Origin of the sequence: Phaeobacter sp. G2 (assembly GCA_025163595.1) — a bacterium.
In the GTDB taxonomy this organism is placed as follows: Bacteria; Pseudomonadota; Alphaproteobacteria; order Rhodobacterales; family Rhodobacteraceae; genus Pseudophaeobacter.
The window spans coordinates 1048741-1065003 of the sequence record CP104100.1 but is presented as its reverse complement, the minus strand read 5'-3'; the positions used below and the strand labels follow the sequence as shown (position 1 = coordinate 1065003).

12 protein-coding genes are annotated in these 16263 nt (G+C 60.2%); 9 read left to right on the top strand and 3 right to left on the bottom strand.

Annotation, left to right across the window (positions count from 1 at the left end; genetic code table 11):
- Window position 1: 1 nt before the first annotated feature.
- Window positions 2–910, bottom strand: coding sequence for a LysR family transcriptional regulator (locus N1037_05205; protein ID UWS80423.1), 909 nt, complete (start codon window positions 908–910; stop codon window positions 2–4).
- A gap of 192 nt (window positions 911–1102) precedes the next feature.
- On the opposite strand from N1037_05205, the gene N1037_05200 reads away from it, so the two are divergent.
- From N1037_05200 to N1037_05190, 3 genes are all read left to right on the top strand, one after another.
- Window positions 1103–1729, top strand: a complete 627-nt coding sequence (locus tag N1037_05200) for a glutathione S-transferase (protein UWS80422.1) — start codon at window positions 1103–1105, stop codon at window positions 1727–1729.
- A gap of 120 nt (window positions 1730–1849) precedes the next feature.
- The gene (locus N1037_05195) at window positions 1850–3982 is read left to right on the top strand and encodes a pyridoxamine 5'-phosphate oxidase family protein (protein UWS80421.1); all 2133 of its coding nucleotides are present in this window, start codon (window positions 1850–1852) and stop codon (window positions 3980–3982) included.
- A gap of 41 nt (window positions 3983–4023) precedes the next feature.
- Window positions 4024–4491 (top strand): nuclear transport factor 2 family protein, encoded by a 468-nt coding sequence (locus N1037_05190; protein ID UWS80420.1) that lies wholly within the window; start codon window positions 4024–4026, stop codon window positions 4489–4491.
- 62 nt (window positions 4492–4553) lie between these two features.
- On the opposite strand, the gene N1037_05185 is transcribed toward N1037_05190, so the two are convergent.
- On the bottom strand, window positions 4554–7658 hold the full coding sequence (locus tag N1037_05185; GenBank protein UWS80419.1) for an efflux RND transporter permease subunit: 3105 nt from the start codon (window positions 7656–7658) through the stop codon (window positions 4554–4556).
- A gap of 1 nt (window position 7659) precedes the next feature.
- The gene (locus N1037_05180; GenBank protein ID UWS80418.1) at window positions 7660–9009 is read right to left on the bottom strand and encodes an HlyD family efflux transporter periplasmic adaptor subunit; all 1350 of its coding nucleotides are present in this window, start codon (window positions 9007–9009) and stop codon (window positions 7660–7662) included.
- 434 nt (window positions 9010–9443) lie between these two features.
- Here N1037_05180 and N1037_05175 point away from each other — a divergent pair, with 434 nt between their 5' ends.
- The 6 genes from N1037_05175 (at window position 9444) to N1037_05150 (ending at window position 15978) form a co-directional block, all read left to right on the top strand.
- The gene (locus N1037_05175; GenBank protein UWS80417.1) at window positions 9444–10469 is read left to right on the top strand and encodes a BMP family protein; all 1026 of its coding nucleotides are present in this window, start codon (window positions 9444–9446) and stop codon (window positions 10467–10469) included.
- 15 nt (window positions 10470–10484) lie between these two features.
- Window positions 10485–12029 (top strand): ABC transporter ATP-binding protein, encoded by a 1545-nt coding sequence (locus N1037_05170; protein ID UWS80416.1) that lies wholly within the window; start codon window positions 10485–10487, stop codon window positions 12027–12029.
- Window positions 12019–13068, top strand: a complete 1050-nt coding sequence (locus N1037_05165) for an ABC transporter permease (GenBank protein UWS80415.1) — start codon at window positions 12019–12021, stop codon at window positions 13066–13068. Before N1037_05170 ends, N1037_05165 begins: the two co-directional genes overlap by 11 nt.
- A 1-nt stretch (window position 13069) precedes the next feature.
- The gene (locus tag N1037_05160; GenBank protein ID UWS80414.1) at window positions 13070–14014 is read left to right on the top strand and encodes an ABC transporter permease; all 945 of its coding nucleotides are present in this window, start codon (window positions 13070–13072) and stop codon (window positions 14012–14014) included.
- On the top strand, window positions 14014–15300 hold the full coding sequence (locus tag N1037_05155; protein UWS80413.1) for an amidohydrolase family protein: 1287 nt from the start codon (window positions 14014–14016) through the stop codon (window positions 15298–15300). The genes N1037_05160 and N1037_05155 overlap by 1 nt, the downstream gene beginning before the upstream one ends.
- A gap of 105 nt (window positions 15301–15405) precedes the next feature.
- Window positions 15406–15978, top strand: coding sequence for a hypothetical protein (locus tag N1037_05150; GenBank protein UWS80412.1), 573 nt, complete (start codon window positions 15406–15408; stop codon window positions 15976–15978).
- The last annotated feature ends 285 nt before the right edge of the window (window positions 15979–16263 follow it).

The window sequence follows — 16263 nt, the reverse complement described above, 5'->3', positions numbered from 1 at the left end:
CTCACGGCCCCCAGAGGTTCTGTTCGGTTGACTGGAACCATTTGGCCAGATGTTCGATCAAGGCCCGAATACGCGCTGTCAGGTGACGGCTTGGCGGATAGACCACATAGAGCGGCAGCGGCGCGTCTTCGCGGTCTGCAAACAGCAGCTGCAACCGGCCCGTTTCAATAAAGGGTTTCACGGTGTAATAGGGACAGCGGCCAATGCCCTGGCCACCCGCCGCCATATGGGCCACCGCACGCGGCGAGTTGGCCCGAAAGCTGCCGCTCACCAGGACAGAGGTCACCTTTCCAGCCTCGTTGAACCGCCAGCGCTCCGGCTGCGCTGCGGATTGCAGCAACAGGCAGTTATGAGTCGCCAGGGCCTTGGGGTGTCCCGGCTCGCCGTGACGTGCCAGATAGTCCGGCGCAGCCACCACCACCAGCCGCATGTCGCAGAGCTTACGCGCCACCAGGGTCGAATCCTGCAGTTTGCCAAAGCGGATGGCCAGATCAATGCCCTCTTCGACAATGGGCGCGTGATAATCCGACAGCAGCATTTCGATCTGCACCTTGGGGTGGCTTTGCTGAAACGGCGTCACCGCCTGCACCAGCTCGCGGCTGCCAAACCCCGTGGGCGCGGTGAGCCGAATGGGGCCGGCCAATTCGGATTGGCGCTCCTGAATGACCCCTTCCATCTCGTCGATCTGATCCAACACCGGCAGGCAGCGCTCCAGATAGGCCTGACCGGTATCGGTCAGAGTAACCGATCGGGTGGTGCGGTTAAACAGTTGCGCGCCAAGGCGTTCTTCCAGCCGGGCCACATATTTGCTGGCCAGTTTGGTGCTGATGCCGATCTGGCGCGCCCCGGCAGTAAAGGAATGTTGCGCCGCAACCGCAACAAAAGTCCGCATGCAATCCAATGTGTCCATCGCCTGACCCTCGGCTTCTCTTTCGCCCGGACAAGGTATCTCATTATCGCCAATACGTACATACTTACTCTACAGAATGACATATTATCACCCAGCCGTTCTGAATGTATCTCTTCCTCATCGAAACGGCGGCTCTTACCCAGTCGCTCACCACTCCCGCCGCTCACGCGGTAACCCCATGAGGAACATCCTATGTCCAATACTCTGCGCATCCACAGCTTCCCCCTCTCCGGTCATGGCCACCGGGTTGAACTCTTTGCCAGCCTGGCGGGTATCGCCCATGAGGTCATCACCGTCGATCTGGCTAATGGGGAACACAAAGGAGAGGCCTTTCTGGCGCTGAACCCTGCCGGTCAGGTTCCAGTCCTCGAAGATGGCGATACCGTGATCAGTGATTCCAACGCTATCCTGGTCTATCTAGCGCGCAAATACGCGCCGTCCTATCTGCCCAGCGATGCGGTTGCCGAAGCCGAGGTGCAGAAATTCCTCAGCCTGGCAGCCGGCGAGGTGGCGTTTGGCCCCGCAGCCGCGCGTCTGATCAATGTCTTTAACGCCCCCCTGGATGCGGAGTTCTGCAAAACCGTCGCCGAGCGCCTTTTGGGCAAGCTGGAAGCCCACCTGGACGGGCGGGACTTTCTGGTTGGCACTGCGCCCACCATCGCGGATGTGGCGATCTATTCCTATGTGGCCCATGCCCCAGAAGGCGATGTCTCGCTGGCCGCCTACCCCAATGTGCGCCGCCTGCTGAGCAACATTGAAGGCCTGAAAGGCTTTAAGCCAATGCCCGTCACGCCTGTTGGTCTTTCCGCTGCGGCCTGATCGCTTAGCGTTCAAAACCAACCACCGGGGCGGGTCGCCCGCCCCGGACAGACCGCCATCAATGGCGCCTCCCCAGCCCCCGCCTATTTGTTCAAACTGCATCCCGTGAAGAGGTCCGCCATGCCCCCCGCCATCCCCGCCCAGATTGACGACCCCCAGGCCGCCTCCCCCTTCCATGCCGGCGAACAGCAGCTGCAACGCGCCAACGGCAGCCGCGACATGCTGGAACAATTTGGCCGCAAGGTGATCCGCCCCTATATGCCAGAGCAACACCGGGCCTTTTTTGCCCAACTGCCCTTTGTGGTGGTGGGCGCTGTGGATGCAAAAGGCTGGCCCTGGGCCAGCCTGTTTCCAGGCACCCCCGGGTTTGCCCAAAGCCCGGACAACCGCCACCTGAACATCGCCTTGAACGCCGCACAGGCGGATCCGGTACGGCGCGCCCTGCAGGCTGAAACGCCGATGGCTGTGCTGGGAATTGAGATGCACAGCCGCCGTCGCAACAGGATGAACGGACGCGTCTCCTCCTTAGGGGAAAGCCAGCTCCAGCTGCGAGTTGACCAATCCTTTGGCAATTGCCCGCAGTATATCCAACACCGCGACATCACCTTTCTGCGCCCTGCTGCGGACAGCTCCCCGGCACAGGCTTCGCCGCGTTTCACAGACCTGGGCGCAAAGGCGCGTCGGATGATCGAAGCGGCAGATGTGTTCTTTGTCGCCAGCGCGGTAGAGTCCCGTGACAACCCCACCGTCGAGGGCGTCGATGTCTCCCATCGTGGCGGGCGGCCGGGGTTTGTGCAGGTTGATGGCAATAGCCTGATCATTCCCGATTTTCCCGGCAACAACCACTTCAACACCTTTGGCAATTTCCTGCTGAACCCCAAGGCCGGGCTGGTGTTTCCCGATTTTGCCACCGGCGACCTTTTGATGCTCACTGGCACCACTGAGCTGCTGTCAAAGGAGGCACCGGAAATACGCGGCTTTCACGGTGCCGATCGTGGTTGGCGCTTTACCCTGAATCATGGGCTTTGGCTGCAGGATGCGCTGCCGTTTCGCGCCGAACTGGGCGCCTTTTCACCGCATTCGCTGATGGCCGACACCTGGGCAGACCGCGCCGCACGGTCCAGACAGGAAGAGGGTCGCAATGCCTGGCGCCGGGTCCGGGTCGCCCGGGTGCAGCAAGAAAGCTCGGTCATTCGGTCTTTTTATCTGGAACCTGCCGATAGCGCACCGCTGTTGCCGTTTGAGGCTGGCCAGTTTCTGACACTGCGCGCCAGATCCAAGACACCGACGCAGGAACAAGCCGCAGGCCAAATCCTGAGCCGGAGCTACACTGTCTCCTCTGCCCCTGGTGAGCGCCACTACCGGATTTCGGTCAAACGCGAAGAACAGGGTGCGATGTCGCACCTACTGCATGACCAGATCATGCCCGGCGACATCCTGGAGGTCAAAGCACCCCGTGGTGCCTTTTATATTGATCCTGCCGAAACCCGTCCGGCGGTGCTTTTGGCCGGGGGGGTTGGCATCACGCCGATGGTTGCAATGGCCAACCATGTAATGCGCGAAGGTCTGCGGACCCGGCACCTGCGACCGCTGACTGTGCTACATGCCAGCCGCGACAGCGCCCAGCGCGCCTTTGCGGATGAGTTTCGCGCCCTGCAGCAAGCGACAGAGGGGCAGATCCGCTACCTGTCTCTTTTAGGCACGGCTGCCGAGGGCGAAGAACCCGGCCTGGACTATAACGGCACCGGTCGGATCACTGACGACACCCTGCGGCAGGTGCTGGCGCTGGATGACTATGATTTCTTCCTCTGTGGCCCGCCGCCCTTCATGCAGGGGATCTATGACAGCCTGCGCCGCCTTGGGGTCAGCGATGCCCGGATCTTTGCCGAAAGCTTTGGCCCCGCCGCGCTGCGCCGCGCCCCCGATGTCTCAGCCGGCGCTCAGCCCGCGGATCAGCTGGCGGATCCCTGCGCCGAGGACGAAGCCGAGACCGCCGAAGTGCGCTTTGCCAGTCTTGCGGGGGCAACACAGTGGCGCGCCAAAGACGGGTCTTTGCTGGAGCTGGCAGAGGCCCAGGGGCTGTCGCCCGATTTCAGCTGCCGGTCAGGCTCCTGCGGCAGCTGCGCCACCAAAGTTATCCAAGGCAGCGTCAGCTACCGCTCCCCACCACAAGCCGAGATTCCCCCCGGCGAAGCCCTGCTGTGTTGCGCCCGCCCTGCCAAAGGCAGCGCAGCCTTGGAACTCGATCTTTAACCTCCCCCTCCCCTTCTGATTTGACAAAAAGGAAGCTTACCATGGAAACCCGCCCGCCTCTGCCGCCCTTCACCCGCGACAGCGCCATTGAAAAAGTACGCCTGGCCGAAGATGGCTGGAACAGCCGCGATGCGGCCAAGGTGGCCCTAGCCTATACCCCGGACACCAAATGGCGCAACCGCGCCACCTTTGTCAGCAGCCGCGCCGAGGCCCAGGCCTTTCTCGAGGCAAAATGGATCCGCGAGTTGGACTATCGCCTGATCAAGGAGCTTTGGGCCTTTACCGAAAACCGCATCGCGGTGCGCTATGCCTATGAATGGCATGATGACAGCGGCAACTGGTATCGCTCTTACGGTAATGAAAACTGGGAGTTCGCCGAAAACGGTCTGATGCAGAACCGCTTTGCCTGCATCAATGACCTGCCCATCAAAGAGAGCGATCGCAAGTTTCACTGGCCGCTGGGGCGTCGCCCCGATGATCATCCCGGCCTGTCGGATCTGGGACTGTAACAGATCAAAGGCGGCACCTCCATGCGGGGTGCCGCCTGCCTATGCGTGGTGGGGCCTGCCCGTTAGAACACATTCTCACTGCGCTGGAATTGATCCACCCATTTGCGCACATCAACCACGTCAAAATAGACCGCAATCAGCGCGGGCAGCACCAACAGAACCAAAACCATCGAGGCCAACAGGCCAAAGGCCACCGAGACCACGACCGGCACCAGGGTCTGCACCTGTGGACTGGTCTCAAACAGGATCGGGACCAGACCAGCGATGGTGGTAGAGGTCGACAGCAGAATTGGCCGAAAGCGCGCCCGCACCGCATCCAGCGAGGCGGCAACATAGTCATCCCCATCAAGGTGCGACTGGAAGAACGTCAGAAACAGGATCGCATTGTTGACGACAATCCCGGCAAGCGAGGCAAATCCGATCCAACTGGGCATTGAGATATCCATCCCCAGCCCCCAATGGCCCAGGATGGTGCCAACCAGCGCAAAGGGAATAGACAGCATCACCACAACCGGCAGCGAATAGGACCGGAACTGGAAAGCCAGAACCATAAATACCCCCACAAGGCCCAATAACAGCAGTTTCATCATCGAGGATTGCGACTTGGCCTGTTCGGCACTGGCCCCCGAGATGCCGATCTCAACACCGGGGAAGCTCTTTTGCAGCGCCGGGCCCAGCTCCTTGGTGATCACCGCCGAGATCTGCGCCGAGGTCACAGTGGCGTTGTCGATCTTGCCGCGAATGCGCGCCAGCGCCTTGCCATTCTTGCGGGTGATTGTCGGATAGCCCTGCGATAGGGTCATCTCAGCCACGGTTGACAGCGCCACCAGCTTGCCATCGCCCACCAGGATCGGAAAGCGTTCCAGCTCGACCAGATTGGCCACCGTGTCATCCAGTTTCACCCGCACTGTCATATCTGACTGACTGGAGCGAAAGCTATCCGTCTCGGTGCCCTGAAAGGCGCTGCGCAGCTGATCCGACATCGCCTGGGGTGTCAGCCCAATCAGGTAGCCATATTCATTCAGCGCCAGCTGCACCTCCTGTCGGCCACCATAGAAATCCTGAAACGCTTCCACCACGTCAGAACGCGCCAACAGGGTATTGCGCAGCTCAGCGGAGGCCGCCTCCAGCTCTTCCAGATCATAGCCGGTAAGTTCCACATCCAGGTCAAAGCCTCCCGGACCCATTTCAGCCTGAGAAAACGATGATTGGACGAGATCCGGGATCGGCCCCGCCGCCGATCTCCAGGCCTCCAGCACCGTATCGGCACTCACATTGCGTTCAGAGCTGGTGAGCAGATCCACGGTGATCGTGGCGGTGTTGGAGCCATTGTCATAGACCTCACTATTGACCGCATAGCGCACCAAAACCCGCTCAACCAGAGGCAGCCCCCCCTTGGTTTTGGGGGCAAATTCCGCATCCACCTGGCGCAGCCCTGCCAGCAATTGTTCCACGGTCTCGACAGAGCGCTCACGATTGATCCCGGAGGTCAGCGAAAAGCGGATCGTCAGGGTGTCGCTTTCGGTGGAGGGAAAGCCGATCATCTTGACCGCACCGGAGGCAATCAGGCTGATCGACAGGATCAAGACAGCAAAGACCGACCCCAAGGTCAGATAGCGCCAAGTCACCAGCCAGGTTGCAATTGGCAAGACGCAGCGCTCTTTGATCCAGTCCAGGCCCCGTTCCGCCAAACGGGTCTTGTGAACACTTGTCCGCGCCAGTCTCCCATGGCTGAGATGATGCGGCAGAATGAAAAACCCTTCAAACAGTGAAATTGCCAGGGTGATCAGCAGCACTAGCGGAATGAACCGCAAGATCTGCCCCATGTCGCCGGCAACAAACAGCAAGGGGCCAAAGACGCAGGCGGTTGTCAGAAACGACGACAACACCCCTGGCAGAACCTCCAGCGCCCCACGGGAGGCGGCCTCGGTGGGGCCGACACGGGTCCGCCATTTGTCGATGTTTTCCGCAATCACAATGGAATCGTCCATGATCAGCCCAACCGCCATCAGCAGTGCCACCAGAGTGATCATGTTGATGGTGATGCCCAGCAGGCTCATCACAAACAACGTGCCCAGAAAGGACACCGGCAGTGCCGCGGAAATCCACAGGGCCTCGTTCAGGGAAAAGAACAGCCACATGGTAAAAAACACCAGAACCAGACCAACGGCAATATTCTCCGAAATCAGGTTCAGGCGTTCCTCGACCAGCTCTGTCATGTTGTTGGTGACGGTGATCTGAAACGGATCGGGATAGGCCGCCCGCTCGGCGCTAAGGATCTGATCCACCGCCTCAAACACCCGGATACTGTCGGTGTTCTTGGCTTTGGACACCGAAATGATCGCAGCCTGATCGCCATCAATAAAGGAAGCGATGTTTTCGTCGGCATCCATCCTCCGCACCTCGGCCAGATCGCTGACCCGGACAAAACTGCCCGACTGGTTTTGCAAAACGATCAGATCTTCGAGATCGGCAACCGAGCGGCGGGTGTCGGCGTAGCGCAGCACCAGGCTGTTTTCGTCCAGATCTGCACTGCCCAACGGCTGGCTCAGGCTGCGGGCCTGGATCGCATCAACGATATTGCGCGGTGACAGGCCAAACCGGTGCAGCGCGCCCTGATCAAACACCACCTGCAGCTCACGGTCGGTAATGCCCGAAACCGAAATCTCGGCGACACCGGGCACAGCGCGCAGACGATCCGCCAGCTGATCGGTATATTCGATCAATCCCTGTTTGCCAGACACCCCAGAGACCGCCACCAGCGCCACCAGATCGCTGCGCGCCTGAATTTCCACCGTGGGTGTTTCAGCATTCAGGGGGAAATCATTGATGCTGGAGACCGCTGAAAAAACATCATTGAAAAACAACGTCAGATCGCCGCCCTCCTCCAGCTCGGCGGTGGCAGTTGCCAGACCGTCAACAGAAAGACAGGTGAGTTCGGTCATTCCAGAGGTGCCGGTGAGCGCCGCTTCCAGTGGGGTGCAGATTTCCTCATCCACATCCCGCGCCGAGGCGCCGGCATAGACCACCCGGGCCGCCACGGTGGAGGCGGTGAACTCGGGGAAAGTCTCGCGCTCCAGACTGCTGAGAACACCAAGCCCCAGAAGGCAGAACAGCGCCATGATCAGGTTGGAGGCAACCGGGTGGCGCACAAAATAAGAGATCATATCACTGGCCTTCCACAGCAGCAGAAACCGGCACCAAGGCCAGCTTCATGCCCGGAACAGGCGGGCTGGGCAGGCCCAGCACCAGGGTCTCCCCTCCGGTCAAACCAGAGCGGATGATCACCTCGCCACCAATGACCTGCCCGGGCACCACCTCACGGATGGCCAGTCGCTCTTCTGTGTTGGCCAAGTAGACAAAGGGCGTCCCCTCGTCACTCACATGCAGTGCGCTGCGGGGCACCACGATACTGTCTGGCCTCGGCGCGCTGGAGAAAACCACACGGACAAAACTGCCGGTATGCAGGGGCGGGCGGCGCAGCCCCTGTTGCGCCACCAATGGATCTGCAACTCTGACGACAATGCCCATGGTGCCGGTCTCTGCATCCATGGTACCCCGCAGGCGCACAATTTCGGCCTCCCAGGGCGCAAACTGCTCCGGTGTCGAAAGCTCCACATGAGCACTCACCCCCGCACGGCGAAGGACTTGGGTGAATTGGCTGGTGTCAAAACTGCTGTTTTGCAGAAACGCGTTCTGAGCCCCAGCAAGGACCACGGGACCAAAACTGCTGGGCTGGACCTCTGCTGTCACCTCAGCGGCGGCAGTGCTGTCCAGGGACAAAAGCGTATCCCCCGTCCTGACGAATTGTCCAACTTCGATACTTTTGCTGGCCACACGCCCCCGGAATGGCGCCGTGATGACAGATTTGTCCAGCGCCCGCTCAGCCTCGGCCAATTCGGCCTGACGCACCGCCAGTGTCGCGTGCAGCGCATCGCGCCGCGCGGGGAAAAGCGACAGCGTATTGGTCAGATTGGTCACCGAGGTCTGCTGCGCCAGATAGGATTTTTCTGCTGTATCCACGGTGGCTTGCGTCCCTGCGCCGCGATCCAGCAAAGATGTCACCCGCGCCAGTTCAGCCTGAGCCACCTTGAGGATCCGTTGCTCGACCAAAAGCAGCCGCTGTGCGTTGTCTTCCTCGCGGGCAAGTTCCGCCAGGTCGGCCTCGACGGCGGCGATATTGGCCAGTGTCTTTTGTCGCGACAGTTCATTGTCGGTTTGGTCGATCTCGACCAGTACGGTGCCCTCTTCGACAATGCTGCCAGTGTTCAATCCCGCAGAGACCTCCAGAACACGGCCCTGCACCTCGGAAATAGCCGCCCAGCTGTGTTCGGCCTCAACCCGGCCAAACCCTTCGGCGCTGGCGATGATTTCTCGGCGCACCACCGGCTGAACGCGCACCGCCAATTCAGCCTCGGGCAGCGCGCTCACCTGCGGCTCCGGGCGCGCGGTCATCCAGACAAACCCCAAAATTCCAACTGCAAGGGGCGGCACGACGAGAAGAGGACGGAGGTTCATAACGGGCTACCTTTTTGACAGGCTCTGGACAGGCGCTGGACTGGTTCTGGGCTGGCCCCAAAACGGGCACCAAAATATAAACGGAGAACCGGGTTGTTTCCGTCGTTCCCAGTTTGGCCGTTTCCCGTGGCAAATCCTACCGATAAACCAAACTCGGCTAAAACCCGCCCCGGCTGTCAATCCTGTTCACTTTGGTGCGCGCCACCCGCTGATCCCGGCCCGTGTGACCAGTGCTATTTGACCAGTGCTATCGGCCAGAAACTCATTTTCTAAACGCAAAAACACCAAACTCTGTTCCGAGATGTGCAAAATTTGACCAACCTTCCCAAGATGCTAGCTAATCTGCGAATGCACCCTTGCCAGAGCGCCATGAAATTTTTACCCTTTGGACAAGATCTGCAAAGGATCGACCTTTTCAACACAGGGGAAGTTTTATGACCAAATCCACTTTGGCCGCACCGTCGCGCCGTCGTTTTCTCGCCAGCAGCGCAGCGCTCGCCCTCACAGCCGGTGCCGCTTTGTCCCCTGCAAAACTGATGGCAGCCGAGCCCATCAAAGTGGCCGGCATCTACACCGTCCCGGTTGAACAGCAATGGGTCAGCCGCATCCATGTGGCCGCACTGGCAGCGCAGGATCGCGGTGACATCAGCTACAGCTATTCCGAAAACACCTCCAACTCTGACTACGCCCGGGTGATGCGTGAATATGCCGAAAGCGGCTACACGATGATCATCGGTGAGATTTTTGGCGTCGAGGCCGAGGCCCGTGAAGTCATGGCTGACTACCCGGATGTGGCCTTCCTGATGGGGTCTTCTTTCAAAGAAGACGCCGCCGTGCCCAATCTGTCGGTGTTTGATAACTACATTCAGGACGCCGCCTACCTGTCGGGTATCATCGCCGGGGCGATGTCGAAATCTGGCAATATCGGCATGGTTGGCGGCTTTCCGATCCCGGAAGTGAACCGCCTGATGCATGCCTTCATGGCCGGCGCAAAGGAAATGAACCCGGAGATGAAGTTCCAGGTCTCCTTTATTGGCTCCTGGTTTGATCCACCCAAGGCCAAGGAAACCGCCTTTGCCATGGCTGAAAATGGCGCCGATGTGCTGTATGCTGAACGCTTTGGCGTGTCGGATGCGGCCAAGGAAAAAGGTCTCTTGGCCATCGGCAACGTCATAGACACCCAGTCTGACTACCCGGACACAGTTGTGGCCTCGGCGATCTGGCATTTTGAACCCACCCTGGATGCGGCCATTGCCGCCGTGCAGGCGGGCAGCTTTACTGCCAAAGACTACGGCATCTATTCCTTTATGGCCAAAGGCGGCTGTTCCCTGGCGCCCTATGGCACCTTTGAGGGTAAGATCCCGCAGGCTGCCCTTGATCTCATCGCCACCCGTACTGCGGCGATCAAGGATGGCTCCTATACTGTTGCCATCAACGACGAAGAGCCCAAGTCTTCTTGAGCTGGACCTGATCGTATGAGCACAGAAAACGAGGCGCAGGTTGTCCTGCGCCTTCAAGGCATCACCAAACGCTTTGGTCCGGTCACGGCCAATGAGGAGGTGAGCTTTGATTTGCATCGCGGCGAAGTCATTGCTTTGCTTGGCGAAAACGGCGCGGGCAAGACCACGCTGATGAATATTCTCTTTGGCCAATATACCGCTGATGCCGGATCGGTTGAACTGTTCGGCCAGCCGCTGCCCCCAGGTGCGCCGCGCGCGGCATTGGATGCCGGCGTTGGCATGGTGCATCAGCATTTCACCCTGGCTGACAATCTGACGGTCTGGGAAAATATCGTTCTGGGCGTTGATCATCTGTCCGGGCTGTCGCTGAAACCCCGACAGGTAAAATCCCGCATTCGCGCCCTGTCGCAGCAATTCCATCTCAAGGTCGACCCAGAGGCCAAGGTGGGTCGCCTGACGGTGGGCGAACGCCAGCGGGTCGAGATCCTCAAGGCGCTGTACCGGGATGCCAAAATCCTGATCCTGGATGAACCCACCGCCGTGCTCACCCCGCAAGAGGCCGAGGCGCTGTTTGCCACCCTGCGCGAGGCAATTTCTACCGGCCTGTCGGTGATCTTCATCAGCCACAAACTGCACGAGGTCATGGCGATCTCACACCGTGTTGTGGTGTTGCGCCATGGCAGGTTGGTGGCAGAACGCGCCACCGCTGCCAGCAGTCGCGAAGAGCTGGCAGCGCTGATGGTCGGGGCCGCGGTCACCGCCCCCAGTATCGAAACCGCGCCCCCCGGCGCGCCTTTGCTTGCGCTCCGCCAGGTCTGCACCCCGGATCACGGCGCAGCACCAGGGCTGAAATCGCTTAACCTCACCCTGGCGGCAGGGCAGATCACCGGGCTTGCCGGTGTTTCCGGCAATGGGCAGGCAGCACTGTCTGATCTGCTCTCTGGCTTGATCAGTCCAACGCGGGGCGAGATGCAGCTGGCGGGGGAGCCGGTGAAAAACTGGTCCCCCCGAAGCGCCATCGCCAAAGGCATTGCCCGCATTCCCGAAGACCGGCACAAAACTGGCACAATCGCCGATTTTGACCTCACCGAGAACGCCATCCTGGAAACCTATGCCAGCCGGTTCAGCCGCCGGGGCTGGATGAACTGGGCGGCCGCCCGCGCCTTTACCAAGAATCTTATCAAAACCTATGATGTGCGCTGCCCAGGCCCGGACATTCGCATTCGCCTGCTGTCAGGCGGAAATATGCAAAAGCTGATCCTGGGACGCGTGCTGGAAGAAGCCCCCCAGATCATTCTGGCCAACCAGCCTGTTCGCGGCCTGGATATTGGCGCGGTGAACTATGTACATGGCGAACTGGCCAAGGCCCGCGACCGCGGCGCCGCTGTTTTGCTCATCTCCGAGGATCTGGATGAAATCATGCAGCTTTCCGACGTGATCCATGTAATTTCTGAAGGGCGGCTCAGCCCGAGCTTTGCCCGTGGCAGCATGCGCCCCGAAGAGCTGGGCGCCTGGATGGCTGGCCATGGGTTTGATGCGGAGGCCCCCGATGCGGCTTGAACCTATTGCCTCCCCCAGCCCGGCGCGCCGCATTGTGCCGCCCGCGCTGGCCATGGCTGCGACATTTCTGGTAGCGGCCCTGTTGGCGCTGATTGCCGGGGGTAATCCCTTTGCGGTCTTTGGCCTGATCCTGAACGGCGCCTTTGGTTCCAAATTTGCCCTGCTGGAAACGCTCAACAGCGCCACGCCGCTGATCTTTACCGGGCTGGCCATTGCCGTCGCCTTTCGCGCCAAACTGTGGAACATCGGTGCCGAGGCGCAGCTTTATGCCGGGGCGGTGCTGACCGTGATCCTGGGCACTGGCGCGCTGGGTTTGCCCAGCTATCTGATGCTGCCGCTCTGCGCTCTGTCCGCCATGCTGGCCGGCGCCTTGTTGTTGCTGGGGCCTGCCTTGCTGAAAACCCGACTGGGTGTCGATGAGGTGGTGACAACCCTGTTGTTCAACTTCATCTTCCTGCTGTTTGTCTCCTACCTGCTGGAGGGGCCGCTGAAGGATCCCATGGGCATGGGCTGGCCCAAATCCGCGCGCCTGACATCAGAGGCCCGGCTGCCGCGTATCGTCGACGGCTTGCGGCTGCACTGGGGCTTTGCCCTGGCGCTGGCCGCCGCCTTGCTGGTCTGGGTGATCAACACCCGGACCACACTGGGCTACGAGATGCGCGCGGTGGGCCAAAATGCCGAGGCCGCAGGCTTTGCCGGCATTCCCGTCACCCGCGTCATCCTGAAAACCGCACTGCTGTCTGGCGGCCTCGCCGGGCTTGCCGGTTTCTCCGAGGTCTCCGGGCTCAAGGGCGCGCTGACGCTCGATCTGTCGCCCGGCTTTGGCTACACGGGCATCGTAGTTGCCATGTTGGCGCTGCTGCATCCCCTGGGTGTGGTGGTTGCGGCGCTGTTTGTCGCTGCCATTTTCGTCGGCGCCGACAGTATGAGCCGCGCCGTCGGCGTACCCAGCTATATTGCCGATATCATGCTGGCCTCAGCGCTGTTGTTCATGGTGCTGGCAATCCTGCTGACCAAATTCCGTGTGCGGAGGGACTGATATGGATCTGTTCGATATTCTGCTTTCCGCCAGTTTCTGGGCCGCTGCCATCCGCATTGCCTCGCCGCTGATCTTTGCCACCCTGGGCGAGCTGATCTGTGAGCGCGCCGGGGTGCTGAACCTTGGTATTGAGGGCATCATGGTGGCCGGCGCCTTTGCCGGCTGGATTGCTGTCTGGGCGGGGCTGCCGCTGTGGGGCGGCGTGGCAGTGGCGATGCTTACGGGCATGATGCTGGGATTGGTGCATTCCATCCTCAGCGTGCCCTTTGGTCTCTCGCAACATGTGGTGGGCATTGGCCTCACACTGATGGCCACCTCGCTCACCTTTTACACCTACCGTGTGGTGCTGCCCGAGGTGTCCTCGCCGCCCAAGATCACCGCCTTTCAACCCTATGAAATCCCGCTGCTGTCAGACCTGCCGCTGGTGGGGCCTGCGCTGTTTTCGCAAACCCCGCTGACCTATGCCGGATTTATCCTTGCGGCGCTGACGGCGCTGGTGCTGTACCGCACCCCCCTGGGACTGGCGGTGCGAGCCGCCGGAGAGAACCCCTCGGCGGTGGCTGCACAGGGCCTGTCCGTCACTGCAATCCGCATGGGAGCGGTGATTGTTGGCTCTGGCTTCATGGCTGTGGGGGGGGCGTTTTTGACGCTCTCGGCCTTTGACAGCTTCTTTTTCGACATGGTGAATGGCCGCGGCTGGATCTGCATTGCGCTGGTGGTCTTTGGCGCCTGGAAACCTGGCAAAGCGGTAATGGGCGCCATTCTGTTTGCCGCCTTTGACGCCCTGCAAATCCGCCTGCAACAGACCGGCATTGGTGCCGTGGTGCCCTATCAGGTCTTTCTGATGTTGCCCTATTTCCTATCCATTCTGGCCCTGGTGGTGATGTCCCGCCGCGCCGAGATCCCAGCGGCGCTGATGGTGCCGTTCAACAAGGGAGAGAGATGATGTTTGACCTGCTGATCAAGGGTGGCACCCTGCCCGACGGCACCCAGCGCGATATTGCCATCACAGGCACCCGCATCGCCGCAATCGAGCCAAAGATCGAGGCGCAGGCGCGTGAGGTGATCGACGCGACTGGCGATCTGGTGGCGCCGCCCTTTGTCGATCCACATTTCCATCTGGATGCCACACTGTCTTACGGGCTGCCGCGGGTGAATGCCTCTGGCACCCTGCTGGAAGGCATCTCGCTTTGGGGAGAGCTGCGCGATCAGACATCGGTTGACGAGATGGTCGACCGCGCCCTGACCTATTGTGACTGGGCTGCCAGCCTCGGCCTGTTGACCATCCGCAGCCATGTGGACACCACGCCGGATCACCTCAACACCGTCACCGCTATGCTGGAGGTGCGCGAAAAGGTCAAAGATTACATCGACCTGCAACTTGTCGCCTTCCCCCAGGATGGGCTGTATCGCAGCCCGACAGGGCGCGAGAACCTGCTGCGGGCGCTGGATATGGGTGTCGAGGTTGTTGGTGGCATTCCGCATTTTGAGCGCACCATGGCCGACGGTGCCGCTTCGGTGCGCGATCTCTGCGAGATCGCGGCAGACCGTGGCCTGATGGTGGATTTGCACTGCGACGAGAGCGACGATCCGCATTCGCGCCATATCGAGACCCTCGCCTATGAGGCCCAGCGCCTGGGGCTGCAGGGACGGGTTGCCGGATCGCATCTGACCTCGATGCATTCGATGGACAATTACTATGTCTCCAAACTGCTGCCACTGATCGCCGAGGCCGGGATCTCGGCCATCCCCAACCCGCTGATCAACATCGTGTTGCAGGGTCGCCATGACAGCTACCCCAAACGGCGTGGATTGACACGAGTGAAGGAAATGCAGGCGCTTGGCATCCCGGTTGGCTGGGGGCAGGACTGCGTGCGCGACCCCTGGTACTCTCTGGGCACCGGCGACATGCTGGATGTTGCCTTTATGGGGCTGCATGTGGCGCAGATGACCCACCCGGATGAAATGGCACGCTGTTTCACCATGGTGACCGAAACCAACGCCCAGATCGTTGGCGCGCAGGACTACGGGCTCAAGCCTGGCGCGCAGGCCTCTTTGGTGGTGCTGGACGCCGCCAATCCCACCGAGGCCGTCCGTTTGCGCCCTGCCCGTCTGGCCGTGGTGGCAAAGGGCAAGGTAATCGCCCGCTCTCCCCGTGGCGATGCAGAGCTGTCTTTACCCGGCCGTCCCGACAAGATCAGACGGCGTCATGGCGTAGTCAGCCCAGCTTAAACCGCGCCCTTCGGTCTTGGCCTCTTCAGAGCTTTTTACTTTACAAGCCAATCGCAAAAATCAATCCCTGATTGTGTAGGGAAAAAATTTCAAGCGAGCCATTAAATGAAAAAACTGTTTGTTTGCCTGTGCGCATATTTCTGTTTGGCGGCGCCCGCTTTTGCGGATCTCAAACAATGCCAAACCCTGTATTCTTCCGCCCCCCGGCATCTGGGCGGAATTCCCCTGACCGATAGTCATAATTATGAAAAGGACAGCCGCGGTGCAGGCTATGGGCTGCAATTTGGCGAAATCGGAAAGAGCTGGGCAACCCTGTTTTTCTATGACCAGCGGCGCAGGAAAATCCGCAATGTTCATTTACTCAAAGAAGCCTCGCAAGCGGGAGCCGACGCTATGAAGCAGCGCCTTCTTTCCTTTACTGAGATGGGAGGTGGAACACATATTGCACAAAAGCAGCCGGTCAACATAAAGGAGACAGGAGACTTTCCCTCAGTGATTCAAGTCGAATATGAGATATTCTTTGAACCCCAAGGGGCGCCGGTAACAAATGACTTTCTAACCATGGGCGTGGTCAACAATTGCTATGTAAAGATGCGGTTCTCAAGCTACGGGAACCGCAAATCGAGCATCCGCAAATTCGACGCGATCAAACGGCAGATGCGGGAAGCCTTCGAGTAAGAGGTTTGGCCCCATGCCTGCGCGCCTACGCCCTGCCCGGTTGGGGTGGAGACCAAAGGTCGGGTCCCCCGTGGTGCTGCCAAACTGTCACTGGCTAATCCTCCCGGCTCTGTTCGGCGTCGCCATCGCCCTGGGGCTTGACGCCAAAACAAATGCAGCCTACCCAAAGGGCAGGCTGTAGACGCCTGCCTCCCGCTGACGCTTTGTCTTGGTAAAGTTCTACGACGTCCAATGACGATCTCTTTCCGCCAATCGCGCGGATGGCAACGCGGGTCCCATCTTCAT